The organism is Legionella stuttgartensis, from assembly GCF_977063405.2.
In genome coordinates this window covers 36,382-57,167 of record NZ_CDRUHA020000044.1, presented here as the reverse complement: position 1 = coordinate 57,167, position 20,786 = coordinate 36,382, and the positions used below count along the sequence as shown (strand labels likewise).

Genomic DNA, 20,786 nt, shown 5'->3' with positions numbered 1-20,786 from the left:
GAATCAAAAGGTTAAACCTCGAATACACCGAACGCCGCTGGGATCACCTTTATTGCCTTGGACTTGTGTGCTGATGTCGCCGGAAGGCTTTGTTGCTTAACGGCAGAAAACTCCAAAAACCTAAAGTGTCATGATTTTATTACTGCACTATAACATCAATATGACTCGATTATCAGTGAGCAGGGTGTAAAACTATCAGGTGGCCAGCAGCAACGTATTGCAATTGCAAGGGCTATTTTAAAAAAAAGCCCCGATTCTATTGTTTGATGAGGCAACTTCCGCATTAGATTCGGCCACAGAACTTGCAATACAGGAGGCATTGAATACTTTGTTGGTTGATAAGACCGCTTTAATGGTTAGATTCCTTTTTAAGAACAAAAAAACTTTATTTTGATTTTCCCAGGATATGGTTTAAATCTAGACTCTCCTCTTCCTGATGAACAAAATACAGTACAAGTTTTTCATGATGCATCACCTAAAGTAGTTGTGTTCACAGATGGGCGACGGCCAATTAATCCTGGTAACTCTGGCGGCCCCTTATTGAACAGTGCTGGGCAGTTAGTTGGCATATACAATGATTTACTCTCCATCGGGTTCATCTGCTGGTATTGGTTTTGCTGTGCCAGCTGATGATATTGAACGTATCGTAACGCAAATTATTAAAAACGGGCGAGTGGTATGTCTGGCATAGGTATTCAAAGTGCTCCATCTACGATTGCACGTCAATTAGGTATAACTAAAGGGATCTTGATTGCAGATGTTTTACCTAATACCCCAGCTGCTGAGGCGCATTTAAGAGCTACTTATCGAGATGATTGGGGACGAATCGTAGTAGGTGATATTATCGTAGCACTTAATGGTCAACCAGTTCGTAACTATGATGCGTTATATAATATGCTTACGGAAATAAAAGTAGGGGATCAAGTCACTGTTTCCATTGTACGTGGTACTAAGCAAATGGATGTACAAATGAATACTATAGATATAGCGGGAGTTTAGGCTGTAAACGTACCCATTTTTTACAGCTTGTACACTATCTCTAAAACCGACGAGAGATCCTCGGTTTCTATGGTTTGCTCCCTAAAGGGCTATAGTCCGATCTAATAAGAACTAAGTTCGAAGTCAAAGCTTAATGTAGAAAACACTTAAAATTCGACCGTTTCTTTTGATTCATCAAATGAATCAAGGAAACCTTAATGTATTACATACTTGTTTTATCATATCAAAGAAAAGCTCCGGCCACTTAAAATTTGATTCATGGTGTATTTAGTTAATATCAATCTACATGGTATATAGGTCTAAAATAGGGTGCACAGGGATAATCGATTTAGGTCTAAATGAAACCATCACGACCCTATTTTTAGATGATCTCAAAACACGAGTCTAGGAGATGCTATGAATACCATACGAGCTGGGTCATATCAATTGTGCGCAATAAAAGGGGCTTGTGATGACGCTCAGTTGTAAATTCGTTATAAATCAATACATTGTGAAGTGTCAAATTCAATAGAACTGCCTAAAACTGCCTATTACAGCCACAGTGGAGACAAGTTTTTGTCACAGTTCAATAACTGTCTTTTTCTCGTCCATAAATGCTGCAGATTACTTTTTATGGATAAAATGGTTTGATATTAAAGGTAAAAATGCATAGGACAATCTGTCTGCTGGGCAAAGCTTTAATATATTAAAAACTAGTATAAATTATCGATGACGTCCGCGTGAGGTGTATTTCTCTTTGGCCATAGTTACTTTTAATGGACGGCCTTCCATCATTTTCCCATTCATATCTAAAGAGGATTGAGCTTCTTGTTGGGAACTAAAGGTTATAAAGCCAAAACCTTTGATGTGGCCAGTAAAGCGATCTTTGATTAAAAGAAGCTCGTCTATCTTTCCATATTTTGAAAATTCTGCTTGTAACGTTTCTTCAGTAACTCCAAAGTGTAAGTTGCCTACATAAACTTTATTTTGCCTCACCGTCGTTTCCTCAAAGTAACCACTACAAACTACAGAGAGATATAGTGGCTAAATAATATTAACTACTTAAATTAAAGAGCTATTATATTTTGTGCTTGAAGGCCTTTTGCTCCTTGTGTCACAATGAATTGTACTCGCTGACCTTCTGTGAGGGTTTTGAAGCCAGAACTTAAAATTTCTTTAAAGTGAGCAAATACATCTGGCCCGGAATCTTGCTCAATAAAACCAAACCCTTTTGATTCGTTAAACCATTTAACGATTCCGTTTACTGTTTTAGACATAAGTAATCCTTATATTTATTATAATGCCTGCATAGGCGAATTTAGCCGGAAACCGGTCAAGAATTAAAAACTACAGAGCGAGGGATTAAATGAATAAAACGACGATTTGGAGAGTATAAAATAGACATTTTCTAGCTGAGACTAGGTTACTACTCTTTAAGGTTAAAAGTCAATCTTATTTATGTTAAAGGAGTGCATAAACATTTTATTTTTATTCTTAATTGTTGTGCGCTTATACACTTTATATCGAGATAAAATGTTTACCTATACCGCAAAAATATATTTTGATGACATCAAAATTAAACGCTCCTGGGAATAATTTAGACCCTCTTTTTATTTGGTGCCAACCCAACACGATGGAGAATTTGGTAATTTCAATGGTCAAATTACTGACAACAAAACACATCTGATTGAAAAAGAATTTCGAACCAGTCCCTATTAGTGTGCTCTTAAATTACCTCAATCTTAAGGATGCTATTCCTCAACATATATAGGAATTTTTTGAGCGTTTTCTTTTACTACTTTTAAAAAAACCTGACGACTTTCTTTATCAGAGAAACTATTAATGCTAATTAATTTTTGAGTACATGATGCACAGAGATGATAGCAAAGGAATTTTCCATTTTTAGCTCGAGATTTACCTCTTAATGAAAAATCATTTTTAATTTCTAAACAATAATGGCACGTTTGGTAGCTCATAGATATCCTATAGAAATAGCTAATTGCTCCTAATGACTATGAGGTAATATAAAGAAATTGCAGGATAAAAATGAATTTCCCTTGATAGGCAATAAGAAGAAAATAGATGGAAAAAAAATATACCAATGAAGATGGTAACATTTTATTGACAAACAATATATATAATGAATATCTATAGGGACTAGGCAGTGCTTTTAGTCACTTCAGATTGGCTGATATAAAGCTCAAGAGCTATGCTTTTCAACTCAATTTTTCTTTATTATTATTTTTCCGAAGCACTGATAACTTAAAAAAATCTATCTCAACATAATTCCAGCTTATTGAGTTAAGATCGTCTAAGTTGTACCAGTCTTCCGCCCGTCCAGGTATTTAATTATACAATGATTAATCTGCATGAGTAGCTCAAAAATTGAATACAGAAAAACTGGTCTATCCTAATCAAAAATCAAATAAGTTTTATATCGACTTTATTGGGGTCAGTCCAAATATCATTTAATCCCCTATAACATTCTTTACTTGGGTGTAGTTGTCCTCGGTTTCTTCCAAAATTCGAAAAAATGTTTTGCTCCACTAATTTCACTCTAGCGTCCTCTTCATTATTAGCCCAAGTATCCTGGCCATTTTCAAGAAGGTTTTCATAACCACCGATATCTTTAATTATTTTTATTGTTTCCTTATCCATTACTCGTAATCTATAATGATTCATTTTTAGCTCCCTAAGGTTAATCTACTTCTCTTGTATTCTTCTATATTAGTTCATTTTTAGATGGGCTAGCACTTGATGAGCAGTTGGATAGATTTAGAAAAATAAAATTAAATGGCGCGCTCGGAGGGACTCGAACCCCCGACACCTTGGTTCGAAGCCTGATACTCAATAATAGAAAACATTATAAATCAACAACTTACGATGCATCAAATCATCGAATTACTGCCTAGAACTGCCACAAATACACTACAAACGGTCACTGTTACGGCACGATTTCGTCACTGTTGTGTCAGGCAGCGCTAGGCAGTCCCAATCAATATTTCCCTGTGCGACATACAGCCACATTAGAGTCCTATTGTTGATTATTAGTATTTTGATTAGACTGACTCTGAATGGTATAATCTCTTATTACCTGAGTTAATAAAAATACAAAACGCGTATTTGAATTTGAGAGTGGTTGCGCTATAATATGATTAACCATGCCCGTCACGCCTCTCAACGATGCGCACCACGACGGGTTATTTTTTTATGGCTGAAAAGAGTTATACGAAACCTGCACTTACTGTTAGTCAACAGCTGGAGTTTTTAATTTCTCAGGGTTTGCAGATTGAGGATCAAAAACTAGCTATTCGTGCATTGGAAACAGTAAGTTATTATCGCTTATCATCCTATCTTTTGCCTTTTAAGCAATCCCACAATGCAAAGAACCCTCGCCAATTTAAAGAAAACGCTACATTTGAACAAGTTTGGCAGCTTTATCAATTTGACAGAGAGCTAAGGTTACTTGTTGCTGATGCAATTGAAAAAATAGAGGTGGCATTTCGAGCGGCATTAACCAATGTGACAAGTATCCGATTTAATCCTTTTTGGTATGTAGAACGAAATTATTTTAAGGCTAAAGCTGGTGCAAATAGAGAAAGAGATTTTTTTGATGATTATCTAAAAACAATTAAAACGATTAGTACCAATAAGCAGGAACTATTTATTCAACATTATCATAAGAATTATGATAAACCATATTTTCCACCAATTTGGATGATGGTTGAGGCACTCTCCTTTGGTGTCTGTTCTAAGATGTTTAATAATATCCAGTCGAAAGATGTGCGTAATGAGATTGCTTCTTTTTTAGGTCAGCATACAACTGTAATTGAATCTTGGATAAAAAGTTTAACCTATACAAGGAACCTCTGTGCTCATCATTCAAGATTATGGAATAGATGGCTTGTTATTCCTCCGCTAATACCTAAGAATGCGCCTATTAAAACCCATATTGATGGTAACTATCGTTTTCAATTAATCGCTTTTATCATAGATCAATTATTAGAAACAATTGCACCTGAATCTAATTGGAAAATAAAGCTCTTTGAGCTATTTGAAAGAAATGAGCAGTTTCCAGGAATTGAAATGGGATTTATAAATAATTGGCGGGATGATCCAATATGGCATTGTTGAATAAATCAAAATTAGGCAACATTTCACCTAACCGGATTGGTTTTACTTCACTTTCACAGAGAATGGCATACCCAGTGAAGTGATTCGGTTTAAAGCACGCGTAGCAATCCCACCTTCTGTTTTTTGCTGAGGTAATTCCCTTGCTTTCATGGCTGTCCCCATGACTTTTTTGTAACGCAAAATAGCCAACTCTATATGGCTGCGCAAACCATAATTGTTTTTCTTTTGCCATACCATACACCCCACGTCCTGCAAAAGGCAAAAATGATCGTCGCGCTGAGTGTTCGCTTTCCAGCTAATCACGGCAACTGATGGAGGAGGAATGACGTTCTTTGCATCGGGCTGTTTCGTCAGTATAGCCTCATTAAAAGCAAAGCTTGTTTCTTTAATTGCTTTTCCAGGAGAATTATGAAATTCAGCATTATCTACAATCAAGCTCTTGTCTGTTCCTTGAAATCGACCCGCTTGAATCCATGCATCTGGAAATATTTTGGCTCTGTCCTTACCAAATAATATTAACCCTGAAACTGTAGGTACTTTTTTGCCTTGATAATCCATTAAGATAACGACCGTTTCTAGATCTTTCTTATTGATCTTCCTAATTTTTTCGAATTGCTCTAAAGCAGCTCTGAAGTCTATCGCTTCGGAGTTCAATGCAGTTAAGGGTTGCTCATCAAAAGTTTGATTGCTGACTATGCGATTTAACTCTTTAATCATTTCTGTGTCAGCTTTTCTATTTGTGGTTCCAGCACGAATATATACTCCTTCTTCTGGTCCTGATTTTTTTATAATAATGATGTCTAGTCTAGCTTGGGAAGACACGAACAATTAAAAGATAAATATCCCGCCATAGAATAGTATCTATTTCGGGAAAAATGTGTGGGGCAATTGATCGCTAATAAGAATGGCAACTTTTTCTCTGATGTTTTTTGTTCTAAAATAAAAACGTAGATACCAAAAAGCTTGTCCATTGAGTCAATTGGTATTTCGAGATCTCTGGATCTTCCAGTTCAACCGCTGTAAATCGACGTTCTATAAAGTCAAGAATAAAAACTTGAGGATTGAATCTTAGGGTGGTTTGTATTTGGGGCAAAATATAATTTGGATTTTCTATTAAGGAGGTGGTTTTTAAGCCACCCCTTAGAATAATTTATGCTGCACTACGTCCTTTATGGGTATCAACGACAGGAAAGTCGATGTCCGTCTTGAATGCTTCGTTGAAGTAGTTAGTGAAAGTGTTCATCGCTACATGCGCTAAAATTTCAACCATTTCTTCATCACTAAATCCAGCTTCACGGACAGTCTTGATGTCGAACTCACTCACCCCACCACGACGTTCAATCAGTTGAGTAGCAAAATTGAGAGCCACTTGTGTTTTCTTATCAGACGATTTTCCTGAGAGGTTTTCTTTAAGTTCATCTTTATTAATCCCTGCTTTTTCTCCAAGATAGGTATGAGCGGATGCGCAGTAGTTACAGCCATTATAACCTGCTGAGACCAATGCGATTTGTTCGCGTAGTTTAGGGTTAAGAGCACCTTTGCTAAGAGAGGTCATAATCCCAATGTAGGCTTCCAGTGCCGCTGGTGAGTTGGCAAATGTGCTGAATAGATTTAATTCAGTGCCCATAGCTTTTTTTGTGCCTTCTAGTAGCTCTTTGGCTTTGCCTTGTGCGTTAGCGATAGAGATTTTTTTAATACGTTGCACGATACTTCTCCTTATTTTTGGATAGATTGGAATACGACAGTATCCTCTTGCCCTTTATATTTGTAGCAGACCATATAACTTACGTCAAGGAAATTGACAGTTGTTCGGAATTCTGTTGTTCGGAATTCTGACTATACTTAAGATTAGAGCATTAATCAGTGAGAAACCACCATGAAGCGTATTATCAAAGGTTTGTTATTTTTTTTCATGAGTGTTGCCTCTTTGACAGCCTATGCAGAACAAGCCTATAAACGACCTTCAGATGCTGTCATCAAACAAAAATTATCAACAATTCAATATAATGTTACTCAACAACAGGGTACAGAATCCCCGTTTAATAATGCTTATTGGAATAATGAAGAGCAGGGTATTTATGTTGATGTTGTTACCGGTGAACCATTATTTATTTCGCTCGATAAATATGACTCTAAGACTGGCTGGCCGAGTTTTACCAAACCGCTAGAACCTGGAAACATAATATATAAAGATGATAGCAGCATGTTTACTAGTCGGACTGAAGTGATTTCCAAACATGGAAAATCACATTTGGGGCATGTTTTTGATGACGGCCCTCCGCCCACCAATAAACGTTTTTGCATGAATTCTGCGGCGCTGGAATTTATTCCAGTCAAGGATCTGCAGAAAAGAGGTTATGGTAAGTATTTGCCACTATTCAAAAATGCAGGAAAATAACGTGAAGTAATATGCCAAGTTTATGGCTCACAACAAGATTTGCCTTTGATAAACAGAGCTTAGGCAGTTGAGTGGTTTTGCCTGGTTTTTGCAATTTATCAATTAATCAGCTACCTTTAAGCTGGATAATATTATCAACAGGGAGCTTAAAATGGACAAGCGAAGTTTAATTATAGCAGCTGCAGCCGCGGCTTTATTTACCTCTGGCGTAAATGCAGCAGCAAGCCAAGAGACTAACTCAGGTAGTAATACTACTATGATGAAGTCAGAAAAAAACAGTTGTAAGGGGCATAATAGCTGTAAAGGCACTAACAAATGTAAAGGGACTAATAATTGTAAGGGTACAAATAAGTGTAAAACTAGCCATAATAGTTGTAAAGGCACTAATAAATGCAAGGGCACTAACAGTTGTAAGGGTACGAACAGCTGCAAAGGTAGTAGCAATTGTAAAAGCAACCACAAATGTAAATCATAATCTGTATTGATATAACTATTGATGTCTTGAATGAGGCATCAATACTCATAGGAACTACCGCCAGGATGGTACAATCGATGGAGAAGAGTCAAGAGGTTCGCATACCCTATCCACCTCTAGGTATGGGGCTTGGTCTTAGAACAGAACATTATCAATATATTTTAGAACATGTACCAACAATCGATTGGTTTGAAATTCTTACGGAAAATTACTTGGTTGATGGAGGAAATCCACTTTATTATTTAGATAAGATTCGCGAACATTATCCTATGGTTATGCATGGGGTTTCTTTATCAATCGGAAGTTCAGATCCACTAAATAGTGACTACTTAAGCAAAGTTAAAAAACTAGCTGACCGAATAGAGCCAAAATGGATTTCCGATCACTTGTGCTGGACTGGTGTACATCAACGAAATATGCATGATCTATTACCCCTTCCTTATACTGAGAAAATGATTAGCCATATTGTTGAACGGGTCAAAAGTGTACAAGATTTCTATCAACGGCAACTAGTATTAGAAAACGTTTCCAGCTATATCACTTATAAACAATCTGAAATGACTGAGTGGGAGTTTTTATCTGAAATAGCCAATCGAGCAGATTGTTTCATTTTATTGGATATTAATAATATCTATGTAAGCGCTTTTAATCATGGTTTTGATTCAGAAACTTATCTAAACCATATTCCAGTAAACCGGGTCCAACAATTTCATTTAGCAGGCCATATGAATTGTGGTGAATATATTATTGATACACACGATCACCCAGTTATCAAAGAAGTCTGGGAGCTATATGCTAAAGCGATTAACCGATTTGGTGATATTTCAACCATGATTGAACGAGATGACCATATTCCAACATTTGAAGAACTATGGCAGGAATTAGACTATGCAAAAAAAATCAAGCAAACAAGCTTGTCCAAAGCAAAAGTGAGCTTAGTGCATGAAACCATCTGATGATCTCTATATATTATTACAAAACTCTATTTTGAGCGATGAACCGCTTATTGAACCCTATTTACAACTGCCACCAAAAGGTTGTATTGCTGACAGAATAGCGATATACACTGATGGATTTTATAGCAGGCTTGAAGAAACACTATTAAGTGATTATCAAACGTTAGCAGTATTAATGGGTCAAGATGAGTTCAGTCAAATGTGTCAAGATTATGTGGGATTATACCCCTCATACAGCTATTCTCTTAATTTTTTTGGTCAACACCTAAGTAAATTTCTGTCTGAAAAACCACCCTATAATAAAAGGCCGCATTTAGGAGAAATTGCATCCTACGAATGGGCTGAAGCGCAGGCGTTTACAGCAGCTGACGCAACGCTACTTACAACAACGGAGTTACATCTTGTGCCTGGAAGCGAATGGCCTGACATGAAATTTTATCTTCATCCATCTTGTCATTTATTATCAATGCATTGGAACAGTTTTGACCTCATTAAAGCATCAAGAAATGGTTACAAGCATCCTCCTCGTCCTAAAAAAATGGCTCATTCACAATCTTTAGTCATTTGGCGCCGCCAACTTCAAATAAGATATTATCTACTGGATAAGTTAGAGCTAAATATGTTAAAGGCAATCCAAAACAAGGCTTCTTTCATAGAAATTTGTGAACAATTAATCTATGAAATGAAGGATGAGAAAGCGGCAAGCTATTTGGTAAAAAAATTGTATGTTTGGCTTGAGGAACAATTGTTTGTCCATCAATTGAATCCTTTTGTCTAAAACACTATTATGCCTCGTTTCTAGTCATTCATTAAAATCATTGGTTTTTTCTATCTGTATTTCTTTTTCTTAATGGAGGTAATAAGTAAATTATTTGCTCTAAAAGTAAAAAAGGACCATACTCAATTGGACAGCACAGAGAATTTATTTCGTGCTCCTACAAGGAAGGATACATGGACAAATCCTCAAAACCATCAGGCAAGCGCTCCATAAAAGCTGAAATGATTTAATTCAACTATTAATGCTTTTCTACTAATGGTCGCCAGGCTGCCTAAATGTGTGTAATTAAAAGTAGCATTGGATGGTTTATTATAAACAAGAGCCGCAATTTTTTTGCAACAAAAGCGCCGCTTTGTTTTGCGGCAGGTGCAAGTCCAGGGAAAGTTTTTCCGTGCCACTTCAATGTAAAAAGATTTAAATATGGTTAACACTTTTATAAGGATAGCAGCGATGAAAAAACTTAACTCATTGTATATAGCGCAATTAATATTTATTTTTATGATGCCAGTTCTTGCCTGGGCTTCAGATATTTCCTACAGTTTGGTGGGTATTCAGGGGTATGATCCTGTGTCTTATTTTCAACAAGGTGGGCCTGTACGTGGTAGCGGAAACTACACGGAATATTATGAAGGTGTGAGTTATATTTTTTCTAATCAAGAGAACAAAAAAACATTTCTTGCAAATCCTGAAAAATATCTTCCCGCTTATGGAGGATATTGCGCGTATGGCGTATCCGTTGGGAGCAAAATAGTGAGTGATCCTTTAGCTTGGAGAATTGTGGATGGAACACTGTATCTAAATTTAAACAGCAAAACACAAGATGTTTGGGCAAAAAATATACCTGGCAACATAAAGAAGGCAAATATTAATTGGCCAAAAATTAAAGGCATCGACCCTAAAGACTTATAATAAGTTGCACTGTTTTAATATAATCCTCCTCCCCACTTAGTTTGCATCCGGATTTGTTTTGCGGTTCGAATTAAGAAGTTTGGAAGGGGAAATGATGTAATGAGTATGTATTCATTAAGTAAAGATTCGGGAAATTGTGGTGATTAATACAGACTCTATAGCCTTTAAACAGACTACCGTCAGCGGTAAGCCAGTAATCGTGGCTGGGAAAGCCTTGACATCTTTTAATATTCACCTAAACTTTTCATTAAAACGTTGAGCTTAATATATCGATAATATCATGTTCATTAGCTGAAGAAGGAATATGAAAGAAAAAAAAAGGAGTAAAACAAGTAAATACCTTAGTAATTTAGTTTTAATTCTTGCTCTCTCCATGATGGTTAGCTCAGCTGTGATTTCATATTTCTTTATCAGACAAAATGAGCTGCTTATATCTTCTTTGAAAATGCAAGCGCAGAACAAACAAATTCTCATTAAAGATGTATGGAACAATATAGTAAAAAAAGAAACCAGAGCTGATATCGCGATACTTCTGTCTGTTTTACCTGTAAAAGATGAGGTCGAAGTTCAGGTCATTAAAAAAGACTATTTGAGAGACTTTTCTGAGTTAACAGGAACATCAAGTACAGCGGATATTGTCAAAGAGGTTAAAAAGGAAATTGAGCGTTATGGTGAATATATTGATAATTTATATCTTGATCAAGTGACTATTCAAAATAAAGCAACTGCAATCGAAGGTAGTAATAAATTGTATTCTGAAATAGCGTTCTTTCTACAAATATTTAGCGTTGTATTGATTATTTTAAGGAAGGATTTTACAGAATAATAATAGTCTCAACGATGGATCTTAATCCCAAGTTACTCCTTAACATGAAAATTTATAAACTTGTTTAACCTTGACAGCGAATTGATCGGTGCTACATTTAAAGGATAACATATCGGATAGTCCTGAAATAATATGATTATTTTCCAATACCATGTTATGTAACTGTTATATTAATAAAGGAGCATTAAAATGATAAAAAGCGGAATTTTTACAGCAGTTGCAGCAGCGATAACTTTAACAACTAGTGTTGCATTTGCTGAAGGTGAAATGGAGAAATGTAGCGTTGTTAAAGATGGCAAGGGATTAATTAAGGAAAACAAAGCAGATTGCAAAGGTTCTTCCCACTCCTGTGCTGGACAAAATAAAGCAGGTGATTCTGAATCGTGGATCTTAGTACCAAAAGGTCAATGTGATAAAATAAATGCGGGTGATTTTAGCGCTGTTGGGCAAGACATTAAAGATAAAATAGAAGTTGCAAATTAATCGATTCGTATATTATGACTTTGAACCCGCTAATAGGTATTGGACTTCGGTACCCTCATTACACACAAGTTCTAGAGGAGCGACCTTCGATTGGCTGGTTTGAAGTTCATAGCGAAAATTTCTTCTCCAACCGCGGAAATGAGATAAAAGCTCTTTTAAATATTTCCGAATATTATCCGATAAGCCTTCATGGTGTTGGGCTATCTTTGGGTTCATCCGATGGTATCTCCAAAGTCCATTTGGATCGTCTATCGAATCTTGTTCATCAGGTGCAGCCTAAATTTGTTTCTGAGCATCTTTCATGGGGACATGTTGGTGGCATACACATGCCTGATTTACTTCCAGTGCCTTATACAGAAGAAAGTTTTAACACCTTTAAGCGTAGTATATCGATAGCACAGGATTTTTTAAAACGAGAAATTCTTATTGAGAACCCATCTTCCTATATAGAATATAAGTCATCCAGGCTCCATGAATCCGATTTTTTGGTGGAGCTTTGCAATCAAACAGGTGCCAAGATTCTGCTCGATGTGAATAACCTATTCATCTCATCCTGGAATCACGGATGGAATACCAAAGAGTACATTGATTCTATTCCATTTAATTTAGTAAAAGAAATTCATATTGCTGGTCATTCCATAAAAGAATTGTCAAACGATAGTACTCTGCGTATAGATACTCACAATAATTATGTGTGTGATGAGGTGTGGGCTCTATACGATTATACTGTTCAAAGATTTGGCCCTATACCAACTTTACTTGAATGGGATGCAGACATCCCTTCTCTCAATATTTTAATTGAGGAAGCTTCAAAATGCGAGTCATACCTCTCGTCTTACAAAGTTAATAGGGGGGTAGCAAATGCATGAATTACTTAAGTTACAACAGTCTTTTTATCGAAATGTCTTTAAAAAAGACGATGATTTAAGTTTTATAAGCTCGGATTTCTCCCAAGAACGGCTAGATGTTTATCGTCAGACTATTTTTGAAAATATGATCAATGCTTTGAGGATTACTTATCCAGGCGTTTGGAAATTAATCGGCAATGAGTGTGCCAATAGTGTTGCCTATACTTATTGCAAAAAGGATAAGTACTTACCAAAGACAGGCTGGCTTGATGATTTTGGTGGAGATTTCCCTGACTTTCTATCCACATTACAGCAACTGTCTGAGTTGCCCTATTTAAGTGATTATGCCCACTATGAATGGCTCAAACATTTGGCGTATGGGGCTGTAGACTCTAAGTCCATTTCTCCTCAAGATTTAATGACCATCCCCGAAGAGGAAATAGATCATATCAAACTGAATTTTTGTCCTTCAGTTTGTATTTTTCAGTCCAAATACCCGTTGTTTGATATTCATGATACCATTGAGAATTGTAGTTCAAAAGCAATTACCCTTAAGACAGAAGCAGCTTATGGTGTTATTGGCTGTAAGGAAAACGAAATACATACCTATTGGATTGCCGAAGATCAGTGGCATTTCATAAAGAAATTATTTGAAGGTGCAAAGCTTTTAGAGAGCGTCCAGTATGCACAAACAATCAATCAAAATTTTGACTTAACTTCAGCAGTTGCTTTTGTGTTACAGGAGCAGCTGGTCGACAATATCATTAAAACCGGAGGCAATAATGCTCAATAATTCGGTAGAGACTTCTATAAATAAGCCGTTCATTTCTAAAATCATTCAGATTTATCTATTAGTTACAAAGGTTTTGGAGAAAATTGCCCTTCCTGTGCTTGTTTTATTCATGCGCTTTTGGATGGCTAAAATCTTCTGGTATTCTGGCATGACTAAAATATCAAACTGGCAGTCGACCGTCTTCTTGTTTAGGGAAGAGTATAAAGTTCCTTTTGTGCCTCCAGAAATTACTGCTTGTCTTGCAACCTCTTTTGAGCTCGCTTGCCCTGTACTTCTTATCTTTGGGTTTGCAACAAGACTTGCAACATTGCCTTTACTGGCTATGACCGCTGTCATTCAGTTTACCTATCTCGATTTAATAGACCATCGTTACTGGGCTATGCTGCTTGCTTTGATTTTATTTTATGGCCCGGGTTCACTATCTCTTGACCACTTAATTTCTAAGAAATTTGGATTATTGGCATCTTCGCGTGGCGATGTTGCCTAAATCAAATTTGGTGTGCATAATGCTTCTGAGTATAATAAGTCCAGCGATCTCAATAATTCTTTTTCTAATAGATTGCCCGCTCAGAAAAAGTAAATACTTTGAACAGATTTATGCAGGGTAAAAAAATAATTGTTTTATCACCCGAGTTTATAAAGTATTAAACTAATGTTTAACACCGCAAGGAAAAAAGTGCAGAAAACGTCAGAACCATTCCCCGCACACGAAATTTGAAATGCTTTTTATTATAAATAAAAGCATAAGCATGAAGAATTCTTCCCAGAATAAAAAATAATGCCAAGATGAATAGAATTACCCAATGGGCTTGATTTGCTTCAGCGCAAAGCATCAATATCAATGCAACCCGTATTTAGGGTATGCGTTCGGGGAAATACGGGTTGAATTATCTGATAAAGCCAAAAGGGTGTTTGCCGAGGAAGCAGAAAATGTGTTTATGACCCATGAGCTTCTTGGTCAAGGTTTAGAAAGCAGGGTAAATTACCCTGAGAATACAATCGGATTAAATTATGGAAGAGATATATAATTCATTTAACTCTAGTGAATTTTATTTTCAACAAGTTAATATGGTGATAAGGGAATCACCTGGTTGTAGGATTATCAAAGTACGAATCAATTTGAAAATCGTTATTGGGAGTTATTGAAAAAAAGTGGCTTAACTGGGGTGTACAAATTTGCTTGATTACATCACTAGGCATTTAACCCCAAAAGGACGCTCACATTGCCTTTCCCTTTTTTCTTAGCCTGATAGAGTGCTAAATCTGCTCTAGCAATTAAATCGTCAATATTCGTATCCTTTTTATCTACTAATGTTGCACCGATGCTTACACTGGTTTTGATGTCTTGATTATTTGATATGGCAGTTATAATTGAATCCGCTTTAATTTTTAATGCATCGCTATCTACTCCATGAACCAGTACTATAAACTCATCTCCACCGAATCGACATAAATAATCTGTCTGTCGAATATTACTGAGACATATAGATGAAATTAACTTTAACTGTTCATCACCCTCTAAATGCCCAAATGTATCATTAATATGTTTAAAGCTATCAACATCAATGACCATAATCGCAAAGTTTAGGTTGCTCCTGAGATGATTAGCAAAAGATACAGCAGCAACATCATAAAAGCGATTTCGATTAATTGCGCCTGTGAGATGATCTTTATTTGCAAGTTCGTATAAGTTATTCTGCGAGATTTTTTGTTGGGTAATATCTCTCTCTATCGCACCAAAATAGGAAACTTCGCCCTTATCATCGAATAGTGGAACTACTGAAAAATCCAACCAATATTCTCGGCCATCTTTAGTATAGTTAAGAAGTTCAACACGAACAGGCTTTTTAAGAACCAGTGATCTTTTTATGCGTCTTAGCGTATTTTTATCAGTATTTGAGCCCTGCAGTATGCGAGGCGTTTGACCAATCGCTTCTTCTTTAGTAAAGCCAGTTAGATTCTCAAAAGCTTTATTTACATACTGAATTATAGGGTTGTCTATATTGTTATCTGTAATTAGAACAACGTCACTTGTTGAGTCTAAAAGTTTTGCTTTATATTGGTTTAGATCGTCCATAGAAATTTGTTGTCCATATGTTTTCACGGCTCTTCCGTATTTTTAATGTAATGTTATTATGCATAGATTTCGAAGCCTTGTGTAATCCTCCCTTATAATTGGACCAGTCAAAATTAAAGTTCTCCGGGTATAATGATGACCCGAGGAGAATTAGATGAAGAAATCGAGATATAACGAAAGCCAGATAATCAGTATTTTGAAAGCGGTAGAGACAGGCAGACTAGTAAAGGATGTTTGCCGGGAATACGGTATTTCCGATGCAACGTATTACAATTGGAAGGCAAAGTACGGTGGAATGGAAGCTTCAGACATCAAACGAATGAAGGATTTGGAAGAAGAAAATCGGCGCCTGAAACAGATGTTTGCCAACCTCAGTTTAGAGCATACGATTCTCAAAGATATTATCGAAAAAAAGCTTTAAAGCCAGCCGAAAAGCGAGAGCTCGTGGATTATGCAATAACATACCATCAGGCAAGTTTACGCACAGCCTGCAATGTAGTTGGTCTTAGCCGAAGTTCTTATAAATATGAGCCTGATCTCACTCGTGATCAGGTTGTCATTGCAGCTCTGCAGCGGTTGGCTGAAGACTATCCTTCCTACGGATTTCAGATGATGTTTGACAAATTAAGGCAGGAAGGTTTGGCCTGGAATCATAAACGCGTTTATCGAATTTACCGGAGCTTAAAACTGAATTTGCGTCGCAAGGGTAAAAAAAGGCTACCGAGCCGCAATCCAGAAAGATTAGCTGTTCCAGATACATTAAACCAGACATGGTCAGCTGATTTCATGTCTGATTCATTGATGACAGGCAGACGCTTTCGAACATTCAACGTTGTTGACGATTTTAATCGGGAATTGCTGGGGATCGCCATCGATTTAAATATCCCATCAAAGCGAGTCATTCGTGAACTGGATCAAATTGCTGGGTTAAGAGGTTACCCCAAGAAATTGCGACTGGATAACGGTCCTGAATTTATTTCAACCGCGATGGCTGAATGGGCGGAGCAACATGGTATCAAACTTGAGTTCATCCAGCCGGGAAAGCCTACGCAAAATTCTTATATAGAACGGTTCAACCGGACTTACCGAACGGAAGTCTTGAATATGTACGCATTCAGAAATTTAACGGAGGTAAAAGAAATCACACAAACATGGATAAAGGAGTACAACGAGGAACGGCCGCATAAGGCTTTAAACAGCATGACGCCTGTTCAATACCGATTAAGCAAACACCCGGAAACCTCTAGTTTAGCTTGGCACTAAAAAGGGTGGGTTTACACTTGCAAATCGAGGAGTAATCCCAAGGACAAAGCGCATGCCTGTCTTTAATTACTAAAAGTACTAAAAAATAAAATATGCTTGGAAGGATCATCAAACTATCGCTTTTCAAGAGAGCAGCACAAGCTCACCAGAATGACTATTTTAAAAATTCATCTAAATATCTAAGTGTCAATAACTCATGTTTAAAATTGGTTATTGAGATGCCTCAATCTTCAAAAAAATTTTAGATAGAACGTAAACGTTCGTGGAAATACGGGTTGCATGGAAAGGAACAATTAGTTTAATCCTGTCAGGTTAAAAGGCAAGAGAGCCTTATAGTCCTCCGCTGTTCTACAAGAGCTGATATTTTCAAAAAGAATTTTCAAGTAATGGAAGGGATTGAGCCCATTAGCTTTACCCGTTGCAATGAGGCTATAGAATAATGCACTGGCATGGGCACCTCTTGGACTACCCGACATCATCCAATTTTTTCTGCCCAAAGCAAAGGGCCTGATGAGGTTTTCTATGAGATTATTATCAATCTCAAGGGAACCATCCAAAAGATAAGCGGTGAGCTCACCCCATCTGCCATACATATAATCGAGAGCTTTGCCCAGTTCCGATTGGGGGGCTGTTGTTTTGATGGTTTTATCCAACCAGCTTTTCAGTTCGTCAAGAATCGGCTTTGCCTGCTGCAAGCGAAGCTCATATCGTTGCTGATGAGAATAGTGATTGTTACGGGCATTCTGCTCAATAAGGTAGAGTTTCTTAATGTAGGCTACAGCCTGATACGACTTCCCCGTGGTTTTAGCCAGTTTTACAAGCTTAGCAAAAGGCCTCCTGGCGTGAGCCAAACACCCCAAATGGATAATATCCGGGTGGTCATCCACCCAATCATAGCCCTTATACCCATCAGTTTGCAGATAGCCCTTAAAATCCTTAAGTATTTGTTTGGGCCACTGCGCTTGCCTTGTTTGCTGGTAATCAAAAAGAACTACTTTTTTATCGGGCCGGTGGTTACGATAGACCCACATATAACTGGTGCTGGTATTCTTTCGATTCGGCTCATCCATGACGTGCATAGTGGTTTCATCTGCTTGTAGATAGTTCGATGTAATAAGTTCCCCATGAAGCGCTTGTCCCATGGGTTCACACACCTCGTATGCCGCCATTATCCAGCCACATACGGTGTTTCTTGGCATCTCAATCCCTAATCGAGCCCATATTTTCTCCTGGCGATACAAAGGTAAATGGTCTTCGTATTTACTAACGATGGCATGAGCTACAAGACTTGGAGTAGCCATGCTTTTAGGAAGGAATAACGAAGGCATAGGGGCAATAGTGACTGCCTCATCACAACGATTGCAGGCATATTTAAGGCGAACATGGGCAATGACAGAAAGACGCGCTGGAACATACTCTAACTGCTCGGTAACTGCTTCCCCAATACGTTGCTTCATACACCCACAGACGCAGAATTTTTCTTCTTCTGTAATATCGTGCTCGATTACTTCACGAGGTAAATGCGCAGGTATTGGGCGTCTGACTGGCTTCTTCCGGGTGTAGGTTACCGTAATGGTATTTTCCTCTTCTGGAAGCTCAGTGCTCTCAACCGAATCCGCTTCATCAAATTGCAATTCGCCTTGCCCTATATGGGCTTCTGATGAGCGACCAAAGGGTTGCTGTTTGGCCAGGCGCAATTGCTCAAGAAGATGATGGTATTTCTCTTTCCATTCCTGGGCTTCTTGCTTTAAGACTTGATTTTCATCTTGAAGTGGGACGAGAATCGCTTGAAATTCTGAAGAAAAAATAGAGTGGTCAGGAGTCATTTTCATGGTGGAATTATACCATATCCACCATGATGTTCTGAGCTTTTTTTAATGAAAATCGCGATAAATTACAGGCTCTTCTCCTTGATGAAACGTGTATTTATTAGAAGCTATCAGCCAATTTAAATGGTCTTTTGTTAACTCAATATGGCTACGAGGGAAAATGAATTGTCCTTTCTCTAGCCTACGGTACCATAAAGTAAAACTACACGCCTCATAGTACAGGGCTTTGAGTTTGGAGCCACAGCGACTACGAAATAAAAATAAATGCCCTGGCTCCAGTTCCATGCCGAATACTTCTTTGACCAAAATCGCCAGCGTATTAATCGACTTCCTCATATCAGTAATGCCGCAATATAAATGAACCTGTACTTCTTCTGGAATCAGCATAGCAACCTCAATTGATTCAGTAAGGAGGAAAAATCTCGGCTCTTGATATCTATTTGTACTTCACAGCAAATCTGATTGGGAAATTGGATAATAATAGATTGGCTCGTTACAGGTTCTGGGGAAACAGACTCATTTTTACTAATAAGTACTGGTTCAAAATCACCGGGTTTCTCAGAACTATTTTGCACTGTAGTTTTATTGCTCCTTGCGCCAAACTTTTTACGCCATTGATACTTGAATTTTGCAATAGGAATGCCTTGTTCGCTGCAGAATTCTTCTTGCGATAACCCACTTCGCTCATATCCTTTAAATAGACGCTCCCAGTATTCTTCTTTTGATTTCATTTCTAGCTCCTCTTTTTGAGAGGCTTAGTTTAGAAAATTTTAAATTCTGCGGTAGGTGTATTTCCTCGAACAGTTACTATTACCTTCGTATGACGATCGATGTGTTTCCCGATATAAAGTTGAAAATGGAGACTAGGTACCCAGGAATAATCCCTGATTTGCAAGGCGATAACGATGAAACCAACTGATTTTGCAGAATATCTTACTGAATTTCTTACTGTTTAATTACCCAAACAAAAAAATGTAAGCAAGAACACCATTTACTCTTACAGAGACACATTGAAAATAGAAAAATATTTTCAGTCCAACAACTACCACTAATTTAAGAGAAAAATGATGACTATGAATAAAGATAATTATAATTGGATTGACTTGAGCCATTTTTATAGGCAAGTTTATAGAAACAATTCACGAGCCTTTTAAACTAATGTCTGAGATCAATTACAGTACAGTACAATATTACTTAGTACTCATTCTTACTCTTATTTATTTGTCATTGTTTGTTTTAGAAAAAAAGTGGCCTTTAAGAAAAGCAACTCGCCCATTATTGCAGCGATTAGCGATTAATTTCACCTTTACCGTCTTGGTTTATGTCATCGCAAGCCTGTTAATTAGCCCCTTAGCAAAAGTCACAGTCCTTTTCACCTTTAGCCATGATTTGGGTCTTCTCTCTATGCTTCCCTTTAATCAATGGGTACTGTTTGTACTTGGGTTTTTGTTAATGGATTTAAGCTTTTACTACTGGCATACTCTAAATCATAAACTTCCGTTATTGTGGCGATTCCATGTCGTGCATCACGCTGATCCTGACTTAGATGTTTCAACCGCTATGCGTTTTCATTGTGTGGAAATTATGTATTCGAGTCTCTTTAGGTTGGTGCAATTAGGGTTGATTGGAGTGAGTCCTTTACTCTTTTTTTGCTATGAATTTTTTTTTCAAGCACATACTTTTTTTCAACACAGCAATATCAAATTGCCTTTTCGCTTTGAACGGCTAATTAATAAAATTATCGTTACTCCAAGAATGCATGGCATTCATCATTCCAATTATCTAGATGAAACCAATAGTAATTATGGGGTTGTATTTTCATTTTGGGATAGGTTGCATCAAACAATCAAATTAGATATTCCCCAACAAGCTATCATAATTGGTGTGCCTGGCTATTCCAAGCCATCAGATAATAGTCTTATACGGTTACTTTTGATGCCAATTAAAGCTCAACGTCACTATTGGCAAATAAAAAAGGATTTTCATTTTAGCCGAAAGTCAAAAACTCCTGATAAGTAAATAGGAGAGTTATGTGAATA

The 20,786-nt window shown here is 37.2% G+C and carries 25 protein-coding genes and 1 pseudogene; 14 read left to right on the top strand and 12 right to left on the bottom strand.

What is annotated here, in order from left to right; translation table 11 throughout:
* The first annotated feature begins 168 nt into the window (after positions 1-168).
* Positions 169-267, top strand: coding sequence for an ATP-binding cassette domain-containing protein (locus ACWTEW_RS11235; RefSeq protein WP_454782057.1), 99 nt, complete (start codon positions 169-171; stop codon positions 265-267).
* A 219-nt stretch (positions 268-486) separates the two neighbouring features.
* Positions 487-999: pseudogene (locus ACWTEW_RS11230) on the top strand (S1C family serine protease).
* Between the two features lie 702 nt (positions 1,000-1,701).
* On the opposite strand, the gene ACWTEW_RS11225 reads toward ACWTEW_RS11230, so the two are convergent.
* The 4 genes from ACWTEW_RS11225 to ACWTEW_RS11210 all read right to left on the bottom strand — a co-directional run bounded on the left by ACWTEW_RS11225 (position 1,702) and on the right by ACWTEW_RS11210 (position 3,660).
* Positions 1,702-1,974, bottom strand: a complete 273-nt coding sequence (locus tag ACWTEW_RS11225) for an RNA recognition motif domain-containing protein (RefSeq protein ID WP_454781721.1) — start codon at positions 1,972-1,974, stop codon at positions 1,702-1,704.
* Positions 1,975-2,045: 71 nt separating this feature from the next.
* Complete coding sequence (locus tag ACWTEW_RS11220) at positions 2,046-2,255, bottom strand: cold-shock protein (protein ID WP_454781720.1); 210 nt, start codon at positions 2,253-2,255, stop codon at positions 2,046-2,048.
* A 474-nt stretch (positions 2,256-2,729) separates the two neighbouring features.
* Entirely contained in the window at positions 2,730-2,954 is a 225-nt protein-coding gene (locus ACWTEW_RS11215; protein WP_454781719.1) for a hypothetical protein, read from the bottom strand.
* 445 nt (positions 2,955-3,399) lie between these two features.
* Positions 3,400-3,660, bottom strand: a complete 261-nt coding sequence (locus ACWTEW_RS11210; RefSeq protein WP_454781718.1) for a hypothetical protein — start codon at positions 3,658-3,660, stop codon at positions 3,400-3,402.
* Positions 3,661-4,188: 528 nt separating this feature from the next.
* On the opposite strand from ACWTEW_RS11210, the gene ACWTEW_RS11205 reads away from it, so the two are divergent.
* Positions 4,189-5,112: an Abi family protein gene (locus ACWTEW_RS11205; protein ID WP_165482904.1), complete on the top strand. Its 924-nt coding sequence runs from the start codon at positions 4,189-4,191 to the stop codon at positions 5,110-5,112.
* 42 nt (positions 5,113-5,154) lie between these two features.
* On the opposite strand, the gene ACWTEW_RS11200 is transcribed toward ACWTEW_RS11205, so the two are convergent.
* Both ACWTEW_RS11200 and ACWTEW_RS11195 read right to left on the bottom strand, forming a co-directional pair.
* Positions 5,155-5,934 carry a hypothetical protein gene (locus ACWTEW_RS11200; protein WP_242605416.1) on the bottom strand — a complete coding sequence of 260 codons (780 nt, stop codon included), beginning with the start codon at positions 5,932-5,934 and terminating at the stop codon, positions 5,155-5,157.
* A gap of 328 nt (positions 5,935-6,262) precedes the next feature.
* Positions 6,263-6,817 carry a carboxymuconolactone decarboxylase family protein gene (locus ACWTEW_RS11195; RefSeq protein ID WP_131774959.1) on the bottom strand — a complete coding sequence of 185 codons (555 nt, stop codon included), beginning with the start codon at positions 6,815-6,817 and terminating at the stop codon, positions 6,263-6,265.
* A gap of 171 nt (positions 6,818-6,988) precedes the next feature.
* Between ACWTEW_RS11195 and msrB the strand changes: the two genes are divergently transcribed.
* Positions 6,989-7,510, top strand: a complete 522-nt coding sequence (gene msrB, locus ACWTEW_RS11190) for a peptide-methionine (R)-S-oxide reductase MsrB (RefSeq protein ID WP_131774958.1) — start codon at positions 6,989-6,991, stop codon at positions 7,508-7,510.
* A 102-nt stretch (positions 7,511-7,612) separates the two neighbouring features.
* Here the strand turns inward: msrB and ACWTEW_RS11185 are convergent, their stop codons facing one another.
* Positions 7,613-7,972 (bottom strand): hypothetical protein, encoded by a 360-nt coding sequence (locus tag ACWTEW_RS11185; protein WP_265678076.1) that lies wholly within the window; start codon positions 7,970-7,972, stop codon positions 7,613-7,615.
* Positions 7,973-8,062: 90 nt separating this feature from the next.
* Between ACWTEW_RS11185 and bufB (ACWTEW_RS11180) the strand changes: the two genes are divergently transcribed.
* The 8 genes from bufB (ACWTEW_RS11180) (at position 8,063) to ACWTEW_RS11145 (ending at position 14,065) form a co-directional block, all read left to right on the top strand.
* On the top strand, positions 8,063-8,941 hold the full coding sequence (bufB, locus tag ACWTEW_RS11180) for an MNIO family bufferin maturase (protein ID WP_131774956.1): 879 nt from the start codon (positions 8,063-8,065) through the stop codon (positions 8,939-8,941).
* Positions 8,928-9,719, top strand: a complete 792-nt coding sequence (locus ACWTEW_RS11175; RefSeq protein WP_131774955.1) for an HvfC/BufC N-terminal domain-containing protein — start codon at positions 8,928-8,930, stop codon at positions 9,717-9,719. Before bufB (ACWTEW_RS11180) ends, ACWTEW_RS11175 begins: the two co-directional genes overlap by 14 nt.
* A gap of 450 nt (positions 9,720-10,169) precedes the next feature.
* Entirely contained in the window at positions 10,170-10,628 is a 459-nt protein-coding gene (locus tag ACWTEW_RS11170; RefSeq protein WP_165482902.1) for a YHS domain-containing (seleno)protein, read from the top strand.
* Between the two features lie 304 nt (positions 10,629-10,932).
* Positions 10,933-11,454 (top strand): hypothetical protein, encoded by a 522-nt coding sequence (locus ACWTEW_RS11165; protein WP_131774953.1) that lies wholly within the window; start codon positions 10,933-10,935, stop codon positions 11,452-11,454.
* A gap of 189 nt (positions 11,455-11,643) precedes the next feature.
* Positions 11,644-11,937 (top strand): BufA1 family periplasmic bufferin-type metallophore, encoded by a 294-nt coding sequence (bufA1, locus tag ACWTEW_RS11160; protein ID WP_061489742.1) that lies wholly within the window; start codon positions 11,644-11,646, stop codon positions 11,935-11,937.
* A gap of 14 nt (positions 11,938-11,951) precedes the next feature.
* Positions 11,952-12,806 (top strand): MNIO family bufferin maturase, encoded by an 855-nt coding sequence (gene bufB / locus ACWTEW_RS11155; RefSeq protein WP_131774952.1) that lies wholly within the window; start codon positions 11,952-11,954, stop codon positions 12,804-12,806.
* Complete coding sequence (locus tag ACWTEW_RS11150) at positions 12,799-13,578, top strand: HvfC/BufC N-terminal domain-containing protein (RefSeq protein ID WP_131774951.1); 780 nt, start codon at positions 12,799-12,801, stop codon at positions 13,576-13,578. Before bufB (ACWTEW_RS11155) ends, ACWTEW_RS11150 begins: the two co-directional genes overlap by 8 nt.
* A complete protein-coding gene (locus ACWTEW_RS11145) occupies positions 13,568-14,065 on the top strand; it encodes a DoxX family protein (RefSeq protein ID WP_061489745.1) in 498 nt (165 codons plus the stop codon). The genes ACWTEW_RS11150 and ACWTEW_RS11145 overlap by 11 nt, the downstream gene beginning before the upstream one ends.
* Positions 14,066-14,234: 169 nt before the next feature.
* Here the strand turns inward: ACWTEW_RS11145 and ACWTEW_RS11140 are convergent, their stop codons facing one another.
* The gene (locus ACWTEW_RS11140; RefSeq protein WP_341273503.1) at positions 14,235-14,414 is read right to left on the bottom strand and encodes an MAPEG family protein; all 180 of its coding nucleotides are present in this window, start codon (positions 14,412-14,414) and stop codon (positions 14,235-14,237) included.
* Between the two features lie 356 nt (positions 14,415-14,770).
* On the bottom strand, positions 14,771-15,682 hold the full coding sequence (locus tag ACWTEW_RS11135; RefSeq protein WP_131774949.1) for a sensor domain-containing diguanylate cyclase: 912 nt from the start codon (positions 15,680-15,682) through the stop codon (positions 14,771-14,773).
* A gap of 127 nt (positions 15,683-15,809) precedes the next feature.
* On the opposite strand from ACWTEW_RS11135, the gene ACWTEW_RS11130 reads away from it, so the two are divergent.
* A protein-coding gene (locus tag ACWTEW_RS11130) for an IS3 family transposase (protein ID WP_131774948.1) occupies positions 15,810-16,918 on the top strand; the annotation gives its coding sequence in 2 pieces (ribosomal slippage) (positions 15,810-16,062 and positions 16,062-16,918; 1,110 coding nt in all).
* Positions 16,919-17,211: 293 nt separating this feature from the next.
* Here the strand turns inward: ACWTEW_RS11130 and tnpC are convergent.
* The 3 genes from tnpC to tnpA are packed head-to-tail and all read right to left on the bottom strand — an operon-like array spanning position 17,212 to position 19,478.
* Complete coding sequence (gene tnpC, locus ACWTEW_RS11125; RefSeq protein ID WP_131774947.1) at positions 17,212-18,750, bottom strand: IS66 family transposase; 1,539 nt, start codon at positions 18,748-18,750, stop codon at positions 17,212-17,214.
* Positions 18,751-18,792: 42 nt separating this feature from the next.
* On the bottom strand, positions 18,793-19,134 hold the full coding sequence (tnpB, locus tag ACWTEW_RS11120) for an IS66 family insertion sequence element accessory protein TnpB (protein ID WP_131774946.1): 342 nt from the start codon (positions 19,132-19,134) through the stop codon (positions 18,793-18,795).
* On the bottom strand, positions 19,128-19,478 hold the full coding sequence (tnpA, locus tag ACWTEW_RS11115) for an IS66 family insertion sequence element accessory protein TnpA (protein WP_131774945.1): 351 nt from the start codon (positions 19,476-19,478) through the stop codon (positions 19,128-19,130). The genes tnpB and tnpA overlap by 7 nt, the downstream gene beginning before the upstream one ends.
* Positions 19,479-19,905: 427 nt before the next feature.
* On the opposite strand from tnpA, the gene ACWTEW_RS11110 reads away from it, so the two are divergent.
* A complete protein-coding gene (locus ACWTEW_RS11110; RefSeq protein ID WP_131774944.1) occupies positions 19,906-20,766 on the top strand; it encodes a sterol desaturase family protein in 861 nt (286 codons plus the stop codon).
* Positions 20,767-20,786 lie beyond the last annotated feature (20 nt).